This window comes from Streptomyces sp. KM273126 (assembly GCF_004337435.2).
In the GTDB taxonomy this organism is placed as follows: domain Bacteria; phylum Actinomycetota; class Actinomycetes; order Streptomycetales; family Streptomycetaceae; genus Streptomyces; species Streptomyces acidicola.
Window position 1 is genome coordinate 568,195 of the sequence record NZ_SJXB02000001.1, and the last position, 16,269, is coordinate 584,463.

General features: G+C 70.4%; 17 protein-coding genes and 1 pseudogene. 6 read left to right on the forward strand and 12 right to left on the reverse strand.

Annotation, left to right across the window (positions count from 1 at the left end):
• Positions 1-44: 44 nt before the first annotated feature.
• The 6 genes from E0500_RS02345 to E0500_RS02370 all read right to left on the reverse strand — a co-directional run bounded on the left by E0500_RS02345 (position 45) and on the right by E0500_RS02370 (position 5,362).
• On the reverse strand, positions 45-977 hold the full coding sequence (locus E0500_RS02345) for a serine hydrolase (RefSeq protein WP_131565382.1): 933 nt from the start codon (positions 975-977) through the stop codon (positions 45-47).
• A 138-nt stretch (positions 978-1,115) separates the two neighbouring features.
• A complete protein-coding gene (locus E0500_RS02350) occupies positions 1,116-1,691 on the reverse strand; it encodes a hypothetical protein (protein WP_131565380.1) in 576 nt (191 codons plus the stop codon).
• On the reverse strand, positions 1,688-3,085 hold the full coding sequence (locus E0500_RS02355) for a hypothetical protein (RefSeq protein WP_131565378.1): 1,398 nt from the start codon (positions 3,083-3,085) through the stop codon (positions 1,688-1,690). The genes E0500_RS02350 and E0500_RS02355 overlap by 4 nt, the downstream gene beginning before the upstream one ends.
• Positions 3,082-3,891, reverse strand: coding sequence for an ABC transporter ATP-binding protein (locus E0500_RS02360; protein ID WP_258572593.1), 810 nt, complete (start codon positions 3,889-3,891; stop codon positions 3,082-3,084). Before E0500_RS02360 ends, E0500_RS02355 begins: the two co-directional genes overlap by 4 nt.
• 32 nt (positions 3,892-3,923) lie before the next feature.
• Entirely contained in the window at positions 3,924-4,805 is an 882-nt protein-coding gene (locus E0500_RS02365) for a zf-HC2 domain-containing protein (protein WP_131565373.1), read from the reverse strand.
• Positions 4,802-5,362 carry an RNA polymerase sigma factor gene (locus E0500_RS02370; RefSeq protein ID WP_181586846.1) on the reverse strand — a complete coding sequence of 187 codons (561 nt, stop codon included), beginning with the start codon at positions 5,360-5,362 and terminating at the stop codon, positions 4,802-4,804. Before E0500_RS02370 ends, E0500_RS02365 begins: the two co-directional genes overlap by 4 nt.
• A 403-nt stretch (positions 5,363-5,765) precedes the next feature.
• On the opposite strand from E0500_RS02370, the gene E0500_RS02375 reads away from it, so the two are divergent.
• From E0500_RS02375 to E0500_RS02385, 3 genes are all read left to right on the forward strand, one after another.
• The gene (locus tag E0500_RS02375; RefSeq protein ID WP_131565371.1) at positions 5,766-6,185 is read left to right on the forward strand and encodes a hypothetical protein; all 420 of its coding nucleotides are present in this window, start codon (positions 5,766-5,768) and stop codon (positions 6,183-6,185) included.
• Between the two features lie 84 nt (positions 6,186-6,269).
• A complete protein-coding gene (locus tag E0500_RS02380) occupies positions 6,270-6,638 on the forward strand; it encodes a hypothetical protein (RefSeq protein WP_131565368.1) in 369 nt (122 codons plus the stop codon).
• Positions 6,639-6,902: 264 nt separating this feature from the next.
• Positions 6,903-7,736 (forward strand): glycoside hydrolase domain-containing protein, encoded by an 834-nt coding sequence (locus E0500_RS02385; protein ID WP_131565366.1) that lies wholly within the window; start codon positions 6,903-6,905, stop codon positions 7,734-7,736.
• 63 nt (positions 7,737-7,799) lie between these two features.
• Here the strand turns inward: E0500_RS02385 and E0500_RS02390 are convergent, their stop codons facing one another.
• Both E0500_RS02390 and E0500_RS02395 read right to left on the reverse strand, forming a co-directional pair.
• Positions 7,800-8,162 carry a hypothetical protein gene (locus E0500_RS02390; RefSeq protein WP_131565363.1) on the reverse strand — a complete coding sequence of 121 codons (363 nt, stop codon included), beginning with the start codon at positions 8,160-8,162 and terminating at the stop codon, positions 7,800-7,802.
• Positions 8,159-8,392, reverse strand: a complete 234-nt coding sequence (locus tag E0500_RS02395) for a hypothetical protein (RefSeq protein ID WP_131565361.1) — start codon at positions 8,390-8,392, stop codon at positions 8,159-8,161. The genes E0500_RS02390 and E0500_RS02395 overlap by 4 nt, the downstream gene beginning before the upstream one ends.
• A gap of 165 nt (positions 8,393-8,557) precedes the next feature.
• On the opposite strand from E0500_RS02395, the gene E0500_RS02400 reads away from it, so the two are divergent.
• Entirely contained in the window at positions 8,558-9,352 is a 795-nt protein-coding gene (locus E0500_RS02400) for a helix-turn-helix transcriptional regulator (RefSeq protein ID WP_131565358.1), read from the forward strand.
• Positions 9,345-9,602: a DUF397 domain-containing protein gene (locus E0500_RS02405; RefSeq protein WP_131565356.1), complete on the forward strand. Its 258-nt coding sequence runs from the start codon at positions 9,345-9,347 to the stop codon at positions 9,600-9,602. The genes E0500_RS02400 and E0500_RS02405 overlap by 8 nt, the downstream gene beginning before the upstream one ends.
• Here E0500_RS02405 and E0500_RS02410 read toward each other — a convergent pair.
• The 4 genes and pseudogenes from E0500_RS02410 to E0500_RS02420 form a co-directional block, all read right to left on the reverse strand.
• Entirely contained in the window at positions 9,557-10,723 is a 1,167-nt protein-coding gene (locus E0500_RS02410; RefSeq protein ID WP_399118440.1) for an NlpC/P60 family protein, read from the reverse strand. The genes E0500_RS02405 and E0500_RS02410 overlap by 46 nt on opposite strands.
• A 229-nt stretch (positions 10,724-10,952) precedes the next feature.
• Positions 10,953-11,078, reverse strand: a pseudogene (locus tag E0500_RS45320) (IS630 family transposase); the annotation flags it as partial.
• 155 nt (positions 11,079-11,233) lie between these two features.
• Positions 11,234-11,707, reverse strand: a complete 474-nt coding sequence (locus E0500_RS02415) for a hypothetical protein (RefSeq protein ID WP_131565354.1) — start codon at positions 11,705-11,707, stop codon at positions 11,234-11,236.
• 544 nt (positions 11,708-12,251) lie between these two features.
• Positions 12,252-12,809 carry a peptidoglycan-binding domain-containing protein gene (locus E0500_RS02420; protein WP_131565351.1) on the reverse strand — a complete coding sequence of 186 codons (558 nt, stop codon included), beginning with the start codon at positions 12,807-12,809 and terminating at the stop codon, positions 12,252-12,254.
• 294 nt (positions 12,810-13,103) lie between these two features.
• Here E0500_RS02420 and E0500_RS02425 point away from each other — a divergent pair, with 294 nt between their 5' ends.
• Positions 13,104-16,241 (forward strand): BTAD domain-containing putative transcriptional regulator, encoded by a 3,138-nt coding sequence (locus tag E0500_RS02425; protein ID WP_309504831.1) that lies wholly within the window; start codon positions 13,104-13,106, stop codon positions 16,239-16,241.
• The last annotated feature ends 28 nt before the right edge of the window (positions 16,242-16,269 follow it).

A 16,269-nucleotide genomic window follows, 5' to 3' on the forward strand; every position in this document is an offset into this window, starting at 1 on the left:
CTGCCGGGTGGACTCCCCGTGAATGTCAGGGATTTCAAGGGATTTCAACCGCCGGTCGGCGGCACGGGCACGGAGGCCTCCGCGGGCTGGTCCGTGGGGACGTACCGCTGGGTGCTCGCGCTGACGGTGACCGGTACGAGGTCCTTGTGGATGGCCTTCGCGACGCCCTGGATGGTGGTCACTCCGTAGTTCATGGTGCTGTTGCCGTGGGTGAGGACGGAGATCATGTAGTCGTGTCCGGCGCCCTTGAAGGTGCCGATGCTGTGCACACGCCAGCCGTACGTGGCGCGGGACAGCCAGCCGTTCTTGACGTGCACGGAGACCGTGGAGGGCGCCCCGGCCGGCGTACCCCAGCGCTGTGAGGAGACGACCTGGCCCATCAGCTTCAGGATGTACGCGCGGGAGTTGTCACTGAGGACTGTGTTCTTCGCGGTGACGAGCTTGAGGAGTTTCTGCTCGTCCTGGACGGTGATCTGGGTCAGCCCCCAGTAGCCGTTCGCGCCCGGCTTGGTCTGGGTCATGCCGGCGGCGGCCAGGAAGCCCTTGATCTTCGTCATCCCGAGCTGCCGCCACAGGGTGCTGGTGGCCGCGTTGTCGGACTTGGTGATCATGGCCTTGGAGAGATCCGCCTCACGCTGGGTGAGGTAGCGGTTGTGCTTCTTCGCGTCCCAGAGGAGCGTGCCGAGCACGGTCACCTTGACGACGCTGGCCGAGTCGAAGGCCGTGCTGCCGCGCAGGGTGCAGGTCGTTCCGGTGGCTCTGTCGTAGAGCCCGACGGCTATGGTCCCGTTGCGGTTGGCCAGGGCCGCGGTGATGTCCCGTTGCAGCTTCTCGGCCAGCCCGGCCCGCCCGGACGTACAGCTGACCTGTGGTGTGGCCGCCGCGGCGGGTGCCGCGGCGGCCACGCACGGCAGAAGCAGTCCGGCGCCGAGGGCCCCGGCGACCACACGCGCACGCCGGGTTGTCCGGTGAGTCATGGAGGCTTCCCATCCCCTAGAAGCGATGTGAGCGCGCTGGTGGCGCACTCGCCTCCTTTGACTCGCGTCCATGGCCGAAAGTTGTATGTGCCCTGGGTCACCGGGACCGTGCTCGACAGACACGGCGGCCCGGACCGGCTACCGTCGCGGGCCCGCGAAGGCGTAGGCCGCGGTGCCGGCGACCGTGAGGACCAGGGCCGTCCAGGTGCCCGCCGCCGTACCGGGTGGCAGCAGCATCCAGGACGCCACCTGCGTCGGCGCACTCGTCGGGGGCGGGGCGAAGAACGAGAACGAGAGCCAGGCGAACGGCAGCGTCCACGCGTACTGGCCGCCCGAGAGCGCCGCGCCCAGGGCAACCAGTCCCATCAGGCCCGCGCTGTCCCGGACGACGAACGCGGTGGTGGCCATGTCCTCGCCCATGGTCTGCATGGTCAGCAGCATCGCGGCGACGACCGCGCCGGCGAGCAGCACGTGCGCCGCTCTGCGGGGCACCCAGCGGATCGCGGCCGTCCGGTCCAGCGCGGGGTCCTGCCCGCTGAGCCCGATCGAGGCTGCCATCGCCCCCGTGGCGAGGACGAGCACGGGCAGCCGCGGATCACCGGGCTCCTCGCCCCCGTTCCGGGCGAGTGCCCACACCGCCACCGCGCTGATCACCACCGCGGCGAGCGACGCGGGTACCTGACGCGAGCGCGCGTACAGCGTCAGCCATCTCACCGGGACGCACCGCCGTTCAGCGCCTCGAACGCGTCGCCCTCGCAGGAGAGCGCGGCAGCGCGCATCGCGTTGATCCGCGAGAGCTGCTCGGCCCGCGGAAGCGCCTTGAGTTCCTTCCACACCGGGCGGGTCTCGGCGTCGACCTCGCGGCGCAGACTCGCCGGCAATGTGCCGGGAAGTGCCTTGAGGTCCCCGAGGACCCAGGCCGCCGCGACAGTCTGCGCGTACAGATCTCCTCCCACGCTGGCCCATCCGACGGGGGTGCACCCCGGCACCATGCCTTTGGCGATCAGGGACCGGGTCAGCTCCTCGCCCTTCGCGGCGGCGACGATGTCGTCGTCGAAGTCGAGGAGCACGGTCTCGCGGGACCACTGCGGCGTGGAACCGTCCGGCAGCACGGCGGTGTTCTCCCTGACCGAGACGGGCGCCTGGCCGCCCAGGGCGCCGTGCAGCAGGCGCAGCGCCTCCTTGCCGGGACCCGCCAGGTCGGCGAGCCGCGCCTGGTGCGTCCTGGTCACGCACACCGGGCCGTCGCACACCAGCTCCGCGGCGGCCTTGTCGACGACGTACATCCGGCGCGGGTCGGAGGGGAGGACGAGCAGGGCGAGCGCCGCGCCCGCCAGGACGGGCGTCAGGGCGATCAGCCGGGCGCGCGGGGTCGCGGCGACCAGCAGCGCGAAGCCGGTCGCGGCCATGCCGAGCAGCCAGATCGTCTGCCCGACGTGCACGGAGGCGGAGAGCGTGACGAGCACGTTGCGCACCTCTTCCACCGCCGGTGACAGCAGGGAGATCCGGTTCGGCTCCGTGTTCGTGATCCCCTCCGCCGTGGTCGTCTCCGTCCGCCCCACCGACATGTTCATGAGAGCCGTGAACACGAAGGCGCCTATGGCCAGCGCCGGCGGGGTGAGCGCGGACGGCAGGGCCCGCCCGGCACCCATGCCCAGCACGGCGCCCGCGACGAGGAAGAGTGCCCCCACCAGCGAGATCGGCAGCCACCCGAGGTGCGTGTACTCGGTGTGGGCGAGCACCTGGACTCCGCCCACGAGGACGAGGAGCGCAAAGGCGGAGGCCAGCGTGATCGCCGTCGTGCCCGCCAGCGCGGCCGCGCGGTGCCATGCGGGACGCGGTGTGGTCGTCAGCAGCTCGGACATCTTCGAGCGGTGGTCGCGCAGGCCCTGCAGCGCGCCGAGCCCCACGGCGAGGGGCCACAGGTAGAACAGCAGGGCGCGGGTCCACAGGGCCATGGGCGTCCACTGGGCCGTCCACGCCGTGGTGCCGCTCCGCCACCCGGCGTTCAGCAGGTACAGGAACGCCAGCGAGGCCCCCAGGACCAGGACACCGGCCCACGGGGCGACGGAACGCCTCAACTCGATACGCAGCACACGGCCGTTCACCAGGTGCCCCTTTCCTGCTCGGGGCGCAGCAGCAGCGCCGAGTAGCCACGCTCCAGCGGGGAGTCGCCCACGTGCTCGGGGCCGCCCGCCGCGGCCAGTTCGTCCGGGGTGCCCTGGAAGACCAGCCGGCCCTCGGCGAAGAGCACCACGTCGGTGCAGGCGGCGGCGACGTCCTCCACCAGATGGGTCGAGACGACCACGCAGGTGTCCGTACCCAGTTCCTGCAGCAGCTCGCGGAAGCGCAGCCGCTGCGCCGGGTCCAGGCCGACCGTCGGCTCGTCCAGCAGCAGGATCGTCGGGTCGTTGACGATGGCCTGGGCGATGCCGACCCGCCGCACCATGCCGCCCGACAGGGCCTTCATCTTCTCGTCGGCGCGGTCCGCCAGGCCCACCCGCTCCACGGCGCGCTGCACCGCCGCCGGGATGTCCGCCTTGGGCACCTCCTTCAGCCACGCCATGTACTCGACGAACTCGCGCACCGTGAAGCGCTTGTAGTAGCCGAACTCCTGCGGCAGGTAGCCGATCCGGCGGCGCAGCGCACGGTGCTCGCCCCGGCCGCCCACGGACTCGCCGAGCAGCTCAAGGGTGCCCTCAGCGGGGCGCAGTACGGTGGCCAGCGCCCGGATGAGGGTGGTCTTGCCTGCCCCGTTGGGTCCGAGGAGGCCGTGTACGCCGGTGCCCAGCGACAGGTCGAGCCCGTCGACGGCCATCCGTTTCCTGCCGACCCTGACCTTCAGCCCGGCGGCCTGGATCTGCCAGGCGTAGGCCGTCGGTGCGATGTCGGCCGCGCTGTACGCGGGCGTCATGTGGCGTTCCTTTCCGATTTTGGTTTGGTTGGTCATCGATGGGCTCCCAGCACGGAGTACGCGCCCCTGCGTGCGATCACGACACCGATGCCGAGCGCGAGGATCAGCCCCCACACCGGCAGACCATCCGTCTGCAGGGCGAAGGTCGTACGGCTCGTGGCCAGGGTCGGCGCCACGATCACGCCGGCCCACACGGTCACCAGGGCGACGGCGGCACGATTCACGCCGACGACACCGCCGAGCGCGAGGGTCGCCGAGGTGAAGGCCAGACAGGGCAGCAGCCACTGCGCGGCCGTCACCCCCGTCGCCCATCCCCCCACCGACAGCACGGGGACGACCACGACGAGCACGGAAGCGGTGCGCCGCAGCACCATGTGGAGCCCGGCCCTGGGCACGGAGGCCGTCAGCTCGTACGCCGGATCGAGGCCACGCGACCACGACGCCGCGACGCCGAACACGGGCAGGACCGGGGCGAGCAGCAGCACCAGCGACACCTCGCCGGAGCCGAAGCCGGTGTCGGTGTCGGTGCCGACCAGGTCGAGCAGGAGCGCGAGCAGCGTCACGCTCGCGACCATGGCCAGCCACGGCACCATCGTGGGCGTCAGCCACTTCGACAGCCGCGCCGACCAGCGCCGTCGGCGCGGCATCGGGCCGGTGGCGGCCAGTTGGGGTTCGAGACCGGACCACACGGTGTCGACCAGCGCCGTGACGTCCGGCCCCCGCACCGCGACGGCGGGCGCCTGCGCCGCAGCGGCGGCCGTCGCCTGCGCCATGACGGCGGCCGACAGCCGGTCACGGCACACCCGGCACTCCTCCAGATGGGCCTCCACGGCCCACACCTCGTCGGCGGCGATATCCGCGCCGCCGCGCGCGTAACCGTCGATGATCCGCATCGACGCGTGTTCCCCGCTCATGCCAGCGCCTTCCGCATCGCGATCCGGGCCCGGCGGGCACGGGTCTTGACCGTGCCCTCGGGCAGCCCGAGCAGGACCGCGGTCTCCCGGACGGACAGCCCGTCGAGCACCATGGCCTGCAGTACCTGTCTGAGCTCCGGCGCGAGGCGCCGCAGCGCGTCCCCGACGTCACCGCCGACGGTCGCCGCGAGTGCCTCCTCCTCGGCGGCGGGCGCCATGGGCTGCGAGGCGGCCGCGAGCGGCGGCTCCGCGTGGTGGGCCCTGCGCCGGAACGCGTCGACGAGGCGGCGCGCCGCGATCGTCCACAGCCAGCCGACGGCCGTTCCTCCGGCTGCGGACCCGGCGAACGCACCCGCCGCGCGCCAAACCGCCAGATACGTCTCCTGCATGACCTCGGCGACGATCTGCTCGTCGGCGCAACGGCGGCTCAGCCGCACCGCCATCCACGGCGCGGTGCGCCGGTACAGCTCCTCGAACGCCGCGCGGTCGCCCTTGGCCACCAGCCGGACGAGACCCTCCTCGTCCAGCTCGCCCGGTGCCTTCCTGAGTGCTCTCACACCCGCAAGACGCGGGGCCCGCGCGACAGGTTTTCTCCGTGGCGTGACCTGTGTCACATACGGGACACTCGGGAACCTCGTGCCGTCAACAGGGTCGTGCCATCACAGGGTTTGGGGTACGACGAGCTGCAGGCAATGGGTTGTTTCTGCTTACCTGCTCGGCCTCTTCACCTCTGGCGCTGTGACGCCCCGTCACGTTGGTCGTCTCACGACGAGGGGGAGCCACCGGCTGCTGGGCGGTCTCGCGTTCGCCGTCAGCCAGGAGCACACGCAGCGGCAGCTCGATCACCGCATGTAGCGGAATCTGACCGAACCCGGCGCCCTGGGATCCATTCCCAGGGCGCCGGCCCTGGTGACAACAACCCATAGAACCGCTACAGAAAGTCGAATCACCGTGCTCGCAATGGAACTGGCCTCGGGTGCCGACGATGCCGCCTCGGCCATCGTGGTCGGCTGCCTTCTGCTTGCTGTCGCCGTCATCGCCTACGGGTTCATCGCCCGAGAACGCATGGCGAACCCCAGGCGATCCCCGAGCCGCACCGGCCCCGACAGCGCCGAACGCGGTTTGTCCCGGACCGTGCCCTTCGGGGGCGTCGCGGTTGTGATCGGCCACATCGTCGGATCAGCCACTCGGAACCGGTGGGCATTCCACTGGGACCTCGCACTCGAGATCCTGGTATATGCCTCGGCACTGCACTTCTACGAGTTCGTGGCGAAGTGGCGGGAACCGACTCCTACGACTCGTCGGATCTCCGTCGCAGGACTCGTACTCACGGCCTTCGCCGGCAGCGCGTCAGCGGCATACACGAGTGGAATCCTGTAAGGACGGCCTCGGCTGCCGACCACAGTTCACTCTGCTCCGGCCGAGGTGCCCCCCGGCCGGAGCCGGCTGACAAGAAGGATCCCCATGAACTCGCCCAGCCCCATCCTGGTCGTCCTCGTCATCCTGTGGACCGCAGCTGCGGCTGCCGCAGTGATCACATCCATCGTGCTCTCCGTCCGAGCCAATCGGCGACAGACAGCTTCCGCCGCCTGGACGCCGTTCGGCCCGGGCTTCCCGATCACAGCAATAGCGGCCATCGCCGGATACTCAGTCGCCGCCGTCGCCACAGGCCGCTTCACTCTCGCCACCGCCGCCTTCAGCATTCTGTGGCCCGCCACGGCCGCCGCGACCCTCGCCTACGCGGCAGGAACGCGCACCCGCTCCTGGCCTCGATGGGCCACCGTCGCCTTCGCCGCCGCGGGTGCGGTTCTCTACGGTTCACAGTCCATGTGACCTCTCGAAGCGGCGGGCTGGGGCCTCCCACGCGCGGCGCTGACACCGCCGTCCAGCAGCTGGCAGCTCATGGACGCCCTCACCACAACCAGCATGTAGACCTTGAATATAAGGTGCGGAGCATTCTGGCTGCCGAAGCCAGACCGCGCCGCTGGAAGGAAGGCGCCGAGGGCTGTAGCCACACCCCATGGTGTGTCACCGCGCTCGTCAGCCTCCGCCGATGCACCAGTGCGGCCGCGAGCCGCGATCCGAATGGGGTGGGGAATGTCCAGACACAGGTTGTCCAAGAGAGGCCGTTACGTCGCGTGGGCCACGACGGGTGTCGTCGTGGTCGCCGGCGCCGGGATCGCGGCGCAGACCTCCATGGCCGCCCCGAGCTGGCCGGCGCAGAAGACGTACACGGGCCGGGCGTTCGACACCTGCACGGCCCCTTCCCTCGCCGCGATGAAGGCCTGGAAGACCGGCTTCTACGGAGCCGCCGCCGTCTACATCGGGGGCAAGAACCGTGGCTGCGCCCAGCCCAACCTCACCGCGTCCTGGGTGAAGTCCGTCAGCGCTGCCGGCTGGAAGCTGATTCCGCTCTATGTCGGTGCCCAGCCGCCCTGCCAGACCAGCAGGAACCCGGAGAGGTTCACCGCCTCCACGGCAGCTTCCGTCGGGGCGAGCAACGCCAAGGACGCCGTCGCCAAGGCGGCCGCCCTTGGCATGAAGCCCGGCAGCCCCATCTACCTCAACATGGAGTCGTACGACATCACGAACAAGGCGTGCAACGACGCCACCCTGACGTACGTGCGCTCCTTCACCAAGACCCTGCGGGCCGAGATGTACCGCGCCGGGTTCTACGGCTTCAGCAGCTCCAGCGCCAAGGCCATCGCCACCGCCACCGCCACCAACCGGACCGACCTCCCCGGCAACCTCTGGTACGCGCTGTGGAACAACAAGAACACCACCACCGCCGACTGGCCCTGGGACCCCAAGCTGTACAGCGACCACAGCCGCGCCCACCAGTACATGGTCAACAGCAAGGAGACCCGCGGCGGCCACACCATCACCGTCGACCGCAACGCCTGGGACGCCCCGGTCGCCATCACCGGATAACAGGTACGCCTGGACCAGCCCTCGATGGCCGCGTCTGCCGGCTCTCCTCGCCCCACCACAAGATCAATTATGAGACGCAGCCTGGTCCTGGGCTGTCTCGAAGCTCGCCACATCGGGATCGCGGTGGACGGGTACAGGGAGACGGGCGCCGCGGCTTTCGGCGATGCGGCGCACGTCGGCCAGCGACTCGCTCATCCGGGCGAGCAGGAACCGGAGTTGAGCGGGGGTCGCCCGGCGGTCGGCCAGTATGTCGGCGGCATGATGGAGGAGGCCGTCGGCCATGCCGAGCTGGAGCCTCTCGACGGTGTCGGCCACCCGGGAGACGTATCCGGCTCCGTCCGTCACGACGTAACAGGGTTTGCCTTCCGTGCCCACCCAGGGCAGCAGCCGCGTCACGCTCCTGCCGCCGTCGATGTCGTACGTCATCCCGTCACCTCCAGTCCGTGGATCAGCTCGTGGGCGACGAGGTAGGGGCGGACCAGGGCGTTGTCCTCGCCGCGCAGGAGGCGGGAGCCGGCACCCCGGGCGGTGGGACGCGCGGCATGCCGAGCCGTGGGGCGCCGGCCCGCTCGGGCGGCGTGGAGGCGGCGGCGCCCGCGTCCGGGAAGCAGGCGCCGCAGCAGCGGCTCCAGGAGGCGGGCGATGCGGTGACTCACGTCGTCAACTCCGTTTGGTTCGTTGATGGCCACACCCCCGGACCGTTCGCACCGCCACAGGGATGTCGCTTTCTGTAGCGACTCGCTCACACAGTGAGACCTGTCGGGCTAGGCTCGCCAGGGGGTAATCGGTGACGGAGCACTGGTCACAAGGGAGTTGACACGGTGGGCAGCATCTATGGCGACTGGCTCAAGGAACAGCGCGAGGCGGCGGGGCTGACGCAGCAGCAACTGGCCGACATGGCGATCATGACGCGCTCGCACATCGCCCATATCGAGGCGGGGCGCCGGGTGCCTTCGAAGGAGGACGCACGGCGGCTGGACAGGGCGCTGGGCACGGGGAACGTGCTGAGCAGTTTTCTGCCGCAGGACGACGTGGCGATCGCCGACTACTTCGAGGCGGCGCAGGCCCTCGAACAACAGGCGGTGATGATCCGGGAGTTCGCGTTGTCGTTCGTCCCGGGCATCCTCCAGACGAAGAGGTACGCAAGTGCGGTGCTGACGACGTCTTTCCCTCCGGTGAGTGAGACGGAGCGTGACCGGCGCCTCGTCACACGCCTTGAGCGCGCGAAGCTCCTCGACGATCCGGAGACGCCCGTAGTCTGGGCGCTGCTGGACGAGGCAGTGTTGCGTCGCCTGATCGGCGGTCCGGATGTCATGGCGGAGCAGCTCGGCCACCTCGTGCGCCTCGCCGAGATCGGCCGGGTCCAGGTCCACGTGCTGCCGTTCGCGCTGGGCGTCCACCCGCTGCTCAGCAACATGCTCACGCTGATGTGGTTCGAGGACCAGCCGCCCATGGCCTACGGCGAGGGCCTGTGGATGGGAAGGATCCATGACCACCCGACCGTGGTCCGGGAACTCCAGCATCGCTACGATTTCGCACTGGGTAACGCACTGCCCCTCAAGGAATCCCTGGCTCTGCTCAGGGCGACAGCAAGGGACTACGAGCGCCATGACTGACGGAACCATCCCGAACGCGGCGGCACTGAACGGCTGGCGGAAGTCCTCCCACAGCAACGACCAGGCCGGCAGCTGCCTGGAGGTCCTCGACAACCACCCCTCCGGCGTCCCCGTCCGCGACTCCAAGGTCCCCCACGGGCCCGCCCTGCTCTTCTCGGCGGCCGGCTGGTCCTCGTTCGTCACAGCCGTCAAGAACGGCGGTCGTCAACACGTCGGCACGTCCGGCAGCCATGCCGGGCCCTGGATGTAGATGTTGGTCATCCAGGCGCCGTTGGTGAGCCGGGACCAGGCGTCGTTGGTGTAGCCGTCCGCCGTCACGGTCTGGGCATGCTTCTGGCAGACCACGTTGACCGTCGTCGGTCCGGGGAAGAGGCCGACGATGGCGGCGTTCGTGTGGGGTTCGGCGCGGGTGCGAACGTCGGTGCCCCAGGTCCGGAACGGTTTGCTGGCGTCGGTGGGCGGTGAGGCGGGGGTGCCGCCGCAGTCGGAGACGCCCGGCAGCCAGGCAGGGCCCCGGATGTAGATGTTCGTCATCCAGGCGCCGTTGGCGAGTTGCGACCAGGCGTCGTTGGTGTAGCCGTCCGCCGTCACCGTCTGGGCACGCTTCTGGCAGATCACCGAGATCTGGGTGGGGCCGGGGAAGACGCCGACGATGGACGCGCTGGTGCTGGGGGCCGAGCGGGTACGGACGCTGGTGCCCCACGTCTCGAACGTGGTGCCGCCGTTCGCGGGCGGCGGGGTGACCGCACCGGACGGGTTCACGCGGGTGGCGCCCGCGTAGTCGCCGCCGGTACGGACGTCGGTCACCCGGATCCGGGTGCCGGACTCGTACGCCTCGACCATCCGGCCGGCGCCCAGGTAGATGGCGATGTGGTGGATGTATCCGGTACCCCAGAACATGAGGTCACCGGGCAGGAGCGGTGCGGTGCCCTCGGCGGCGGTGAACCGGGCGGCGGCCTGGGAGCTGTTGTACTGGTCGGCGGCGGTGCCGTTGAGGATGTCCCGGCCGGTGGCCGCGTAGTACGCGTAGCGGGTGAGACCGGAGCAGTCGAAGCCGAGGCGTTCGTCGTCGTTCAGGCTGTCGGGGTCCTGGCCGTCGTAGTAGCCGTACGTCGGCCCGGGAACGGCCGCGTGACCGGCGCCCCAGCTGTACCAGACCCCGATCTGCGCGCAGGCCGCCGCGACGGCCGCCTCCGCGGTCGCCGAGGCGCCGGGGGCGAGCACGCCGCAGTTGTCGTCCGCGGCGGATGCCGCGGTGGCGGGGGCCGGGGCCAGCAGGACGGCCGCCAGCACGGTGGCGACCAGTACGGCGGCGGCCACCACCGGCCCGGTCACCGTGGCCACGGCACGCTGGATTCCGCTGAACTTCACAGGCTCTCCCTGCTGTTTTCCGGAGGTCGGAGGTGACGTGCTGTATCGACGCCGAACGACAAGACCGGGCACAAGGCTTGGGACGCTCCGCCACCCGATGACTGACCCCCTCGTCGCCACGTCCCGGCAGGTTCTGCCGCTTGGGCACCCTCGCGAAGCCGCGCGGATGTGACGACAGAAACTGGTCCTTCACCGCTACGCGGCCATCGCCCCTGATCAAGCAGATCCGCGACTGACAGAAAGCGAGGAAGTTCGCGCCGTTCCGGCTCGGCTTGCACTCGCCGAGCACTTCGCCGGTTGCGATGTTCAGCGCGGCGAACAGGTTCGTGGTGCCGTGGCGCACATAGTCGTGGGTGCGCTTTACCGACGTACGAGCCTGGCGGCGGGTCATCGGCTGCCCGGGCCACCGTTGCCGGCAGTCATCCGACGCAGCCGACGACCCTGCAGCTAAAGCTGCTTACCGAGGGAATGACCCGGCTGTATCCAGGAGGAGGCTGGCAAAGTGCCCGCCTACCACCAGCTGGTGCACTTCGACTGGCCGACAGACAGGCGCTTGCCACAGGCCCGGAACTGGTAAGCCGGGGAAGAGCTGGTGGTCTTGGCCGCGCTCGTCTTGGATGTGCCCGCTCCGCGGTCAACCGAGAACGGACCGCATTGGAGCCACCCGTTGCCGCCGGTGGTGGTCCAGTCCATCCAGACCAGGTCGCCGTTCCTCGTCCCGCTGCCCCTGATCTTCGCCCATCCACGCTGGGCACCGGAGACCTGGCCGTATTCCAGTGTCACCCAGACACCGCCGCCCAGATCCACGGCACGGGCTTCCCTACCTCCGAGGTCGTCGGAGATGTCAACGAAACCGTTTGCGCCGCGTTCGCATTCGGCGGCTGTCGCGTGGGCGGCGGGGACGGGACCTGACACGGCGATGCCGAGGCCTAAAGCGAGCGTGGCTGTTGTGGCGGCCAGACTTCGCCGCAGGGATGTGTTCATGGATGTGCTCCTACTTTGGGTCGCGGTCAATGGTGGGTGAGCTGCCTGACGCGGGTGTCACCGTGGACTGCAGCGGTACAGTTCGGCCGCAGTCGTTCCCGCCAGGGCTTGTTCAGTCTCGTCACCGGAGAGGCGTCAGGTCGTTGCCTGTGAGCGCCCTTCTGTTGACGAGACGCGCCTACATGCCGGTCCAGGGTGAGGTGACGCAGGTCGCCTGGTGGCATGCCGTACCGCGGTGTCCAGCACCGGCGCGACCAGGGCGGCCGACGGCCGGGTCACGTCCACAGGCGTGGTGTACGGCGACTGCGGGCAGGCCATCGAATCCGCAGGTGCAACACATTTCCCGAATGTGTCGCAGTTTCGCCGGTACACCACCTCCGTGGACGCGACCGGCCGGCCGGATTCGCCGCATTGCCCTGAGTCTCACAGGTACTCCGGTTGTCTGCTCCTGGACCGTCACGCTCCCGTTCAGGCCGCGCGGTGCGCGTCCTCCCCGGTAGGACGCGCACCGCGTGGTGTCTCCGGTCAGGGCGTTCCGCCGTGGTCAGCAGGCCGACGCCGACGTGTACGAGGCGTTCCTCCAGGCGCCGTTGAGAGAGAACTGATACACGCCGTTGACCCGCCGGAAGGTCACGTCATGGCTGGAGCCTCGGTACACGATGTCCCTGTTGTTGCCCTGGTCGATGAGCCAGAAGTCGGCGGTGCCGAAGGTCTTGGGGCCGGCGCTTCCGTCCTGTGTGAGGTATCCGTCTTCCGACGCCCAGCCGTAAACGTCCTGCCACTCCTTCGTCGCTGCCGTGGTGGCGGGGCCGTAGTCGCAGTCGATGCCTGCGGAGTAGAGCCCGTCCGCCCGCAGAATCAGCTGCCACAGCGCAGTGGCGTTGCTTGTCCTGTGCGAGTTGGAGTCCAGCGGACCCTCGTCACCGAAGTCGTCCTTCACACCGCTGCCCCAGCCGGCGCCCATGATGGATCCTTGCGCGACCGAGGCGCCGGCCGACGGCGCGACGGCCGATGCCACGCCCATCAGTGTGGCGGCCAGGGCTGTGGCGCCCACACAGGTCCTGCTGAGACTCCCTGCCCGCTTCTTTCGCATACGCAGCATTTCTCTTATCCCTTCCACTGACTTCGCTGACGGCCGGCCTGCGTCCGCCATTCCTGTCCTGGCGACATCGAGACGCGAAGCACCCGGCGAACATCACGGTGCTCCCCGCCGGTTCCGTCCTGGTTCAGCCACGGTTCAGTTCGGTTCAGCCATTCCGGGCCGCGCACGCTGTGTGTCCGGTGCCGCGTGCGTACGCGTGAACCGTCTTGGGCACCTGGACGTCACAGCGGCTGCACGGCACGACCGACGGGCCGTGGGGGGGGTACAGCAGTTGGGGGGAAGGTGGAGTTTCGTGTGCTGGGACCCGTCGAAGTCTGGTCCGGAGGACAGCGGCTGCCGCCGTTCCCCCGGAAGCCGACCGCGCTGCTGACAGCGGGGCTGGTGGACGCGGGCAGGCTGGTGCCGGTCGAGCGGCTGATCGACGCCGTGTGGGGGGACGATCCGCCGGTGTCCGCCGCGAAGCTGGTGCAGGGATACGTCGTCAGGCTGAGACAGGTGTTGCACCGGCCCGGTGCCCCGAAGGTGATCGTGACCCAGCCGCGCGGCTATGTGTTCCAGCCGGAGGAGGGACGGCTGGACCTGCACCGCTTTCAGGCGCTCGTGGAACGCGGCCGGGCGGAGGCGGCGAGGGGCGAGCACCGTGCCGCCGCGGACACGCTTCAGGCTGCGCTGGCACTCTGGAGGGGTCCCGCGCTCGGCGGTCCGACGACCCAGGCACTCCAGGTGGAGGCGACCCGGCTTGAGGAGATACGGCTCGCCACCGTCGAACGCATGTTGAGGGCCCGGCTGGACTCGGGCGGCGGAGCCGAACTCGTGGGCGAACTGACCCGACTGGTGGCCGAGCAGCCGCTGCGGGAACTACCACGAGTCCTGCTCATGACGGCCCTGCACCGTTCCGGACGCCGGGCGGACGCGCTGCGGGTGTACCGCGACGGCCATCGGCGGCTGCGTACCGAGCTGGGCATCGGGCCCGGCCGTGAACTCAGCGAGTTGCACGCGCGGTTGCTGGCCGCCGACGAGCCGCCGCCGGGTGAGGCACCGGCGGGCGAACCGACGGCCCGCGGTGCCGTCGTGGAGCGGCGCGAGAGGCCGGGATCGCTGGAGCGACAGAAGTTGTCGAAGCAACGGGAGTTACGGGCACAACCGGCGTCCGCCGGATCGCCACGCCCGGCCCAACTTCCAGCGGCGCAACCGCGGCTGACCGGCCGTGACGCCGAGGCGGTCCGGCTGGAGACCCTGCTGCGCGGCGGTGGGGAAGGGCCCCGGGTCTGCGTCGTGCACGGAATGCCGGGGGTCGGCAAGACCGCGCTCGTCCTGCGGGTCGCGCACCGGGTGGCGGAGGTGTTCCCGGACGGGCAGTTGTTCGCCGGTCTGGGTGGTGGCGACCCCGCCCGGGCGGCCGACCCGGCGGAGGTTCTGGCGGGCTTCCTGCGCGCGCTGGGCCTGAGACCGGACCAGGTGCCCCCGTCCCTCCCCGAACGGTCGGCGGCCTTCCGTACGCTGCTGGCCGGTCGGCGGGTCCTGGTGGTGCTGGACGACGGCGCGGGTGAGCAGCAGGTGCGGTCGCTGCTGCCGGGCGCGGGCCGCGGCAGTGCCGTACTGGTCACCAGCCGGCGGGAGCTGCCGGGCCTGGACGCTGTCGAGCGGCTGGGCCTGGACGTGCTCAGCACCTCCCGTACTGTCGAACTCCTGGCCGAGCTGGCGGGTCCCGGCAGGGCGGCGGCCGAGCCCGCGGCGGCGGCCGAGATCGCCCGGTTGTCCGGCGGGCTTCCGCTCGCGGTCCGGATCGTGGGGTCCCGGCTCGCCGCCCGCAGCCGCTGGCCGCTGCGGGCGCTGGCGGACCGGCTCCGCGACGAGCACGCCCGGCTGGACGAGATGGCCTCCGGGGACCTGGACGTACGCGCGGGCATGGAGATCAGCTACCGCGCGCTGCCGGAGCCGGAGCGCCGGGTCTTCCGTCGACTCGCGGTACTGGAGTCGGCGGACTTCGCGCCCTGGGTGGCCGCACCGCTGGCCGATGTTCGCGTGTCCGAGGCCGAGCGCATGGTCGACCGGCTGGCGGACGCGCACCTCCTGGAACCACTCGGCGCCGACCGCACCGGCCAGGTGCGGTACCGCTTCCACGACCTCGTACGGCTGTACGCCCAGGAGCGGGCCGAGCAGGAGGAGACCCGAGAGGACAGGCTGACAGCGGCGTCCCGGCTGCTGAGCGCCTGGCTGACGCTGACCTGCGGGGCCGGTGAGGTCGAACCCACGGGTGTGGTCCATCTCGCGCCCCGGGCGGCCGTCCAGGACACCGACCCGGTGCTCGCCGCCAGGCTGCTGCGGGCGCCGCGCGCCTGGCTGGAAGCCGAGCACACCTCGCTGGTCACGGGGGTTGTTCTGGCCGCGCGTCTCGGCCTCGACGAGCAGGCATGCGACCTGGCGTCCGCACTCGTCCAGGCCTCGTTCCGCGTGAACAACCAGTTCGACGAGTGGCAGCGCACCCATGACGCCGCCCTGGCCGCGGCCCGCGGAGCGGGAAACGTGCAGGGCGAGGCCGTGCTGCTCACCGGACTCGGGCAACTGCGTTACGAGCAGGACCGGTTCGCGGACGCCAACCGTTACTTCCGTGAAGCGCTGGCCAGGTTCCGGCGGCTGGGGGACACCGCCGGGCAGGCGACGGCTCTGGCCGGGATCGCGGTCGCCAGCCGCGAGCAGGGTCACTTCGCCGAGGCCATGGCCTGCCTGGAACAGGCCCTGCCCGCGTTCGAGGAGAGCGGGGACACCGCGGGGGTGGCAGGCGCCTGCTACGACATGGGCTTCATCCTCCGGGAACAGGGGCGCTTCGCGCAGGCGACGGACCACCTGCTCAGGGCCCTGGCGATCTACCGGTCCATGGGCAGCCGACGCGGAGAGGCACTGACGCTGCGTTCGATCGGTCTGGTGCACCGGGCGACCGGCGATCTCGGAGCGGCGGTGGAGTTCAGCGCCCAGGCACTGGACATCCTGCGCGCGACTGGCGACCGGCTGATGGAGGCTTACGCCGTGCAGGCCCTGGCCAAAGCACGTTTCCGACTGAAGTCCGACGACTCGGAGCTGCCCGCACTGCTGGAGGCCCTGCGCGTCTGCCGGGAGATGGACGACGGGTTCGGCCAGGCCCTGTTGCTGCGCACGCTCGGCGAACTGCACCTCGCCCGGGGCAGTATGGAACGCGCGGAGTCCTACCTGCGACAGGCGCTCGACCTGTGGACACCGCTGAGTCTTCCGGTCTTCCGTGCGCGGACTCTGCGCGACCTGGCCCGGCTCCACGACCTGATCGGCGACCCGCCCACCGCCCGTGCCCTGCGGCAGGAGGCCATGGAGACGTTCCAGCTCTACGGAACACGGGAGTTCACCGAAATCCGCACGGCCGAGAACGCAGATCCCGCCGGGCCCGTGCAGTCGGTCTGACAGGGCCGCGTTCACGGGTGCGACGCAC

What these genes read in the sequence shown, in the direction of transcription:
- E0500_RS02390 (WP_131565363.1), bottom strand. Translation starts at nt 8,162, where the DNA reads ATGACGTACGACATCGACGGCGGCAGGAGCGTGACGCGGCTGCTGCCC.
- E0500_RS02345 (WP_131565382.1), bottom strand. Translation starts at nt 977, where the DNA reads ATGACTCACCGGACAACCCGGCGTGCGCGTGTGGTCGCCGGGGCCCTC.
- E0500_RS02385 (WP_131565366.1), top strand. Translation starts at nt 6,903, where the DNA reads ATGTCCAGACACAGGTTGTCCAAGAGAGGCCGTTACGTCGCGTGGGCC.
- E0500_RS02360 (WP_258572593.1), bottom strand. Translation starts at nt 3,891, where the DNA reads ATGACGCCCGCGTACAGCGCGGCCGACATCGCACCGACGGCCTACGCC.
- E0500_RS02420 (WP_131565351.1), bottom strand. Translation starts at nt 12,809, where the DNA reads ATGCTGCGTATGCGAAAGAAGCGGGCAGGGAGTCTCAGCAGGACCTGT.
- E0500_RS02375 (WP_131565371.1), top strand. Translation starts at nt 5,766, where the DNA reads ATGGAACTGGCCTCGGGTGCCGACGATGCCGCCTCGGCCATCGTGGTC.
- E0500_RS02365 (WP_131565373.1), bottom strand. Translation starts at nt 4,805, where the DNA reads ATGAGCGGGGAACACGCGTCGATGCGGATCATCGACGGTTACGCGCGC.
- E0500_RS02405 (WP_131565356.1), top strand. Translation starts at nt 9,345, where the DNA reads ATGACTGACGGAACCATCCCGAACGCGGCGGCACTGAACGGCTGGCGG.
- E0500_RS02415 (WP_131565354.1), bottom strand. Translation starts at nt 11,707, where the DNA reads ATGAACACATCCCTGCGGCGAAGTCTGGCCGCCACAACAGCCACGCTC.
- E0500_RS02380 (WP_131565368.1), top strand. Translation starts at nt 6,270, where the DNA reads ATGAACTCGCCCAGCCCCATCCTGGTCGTCCTCGTCATCCTGTGGACC.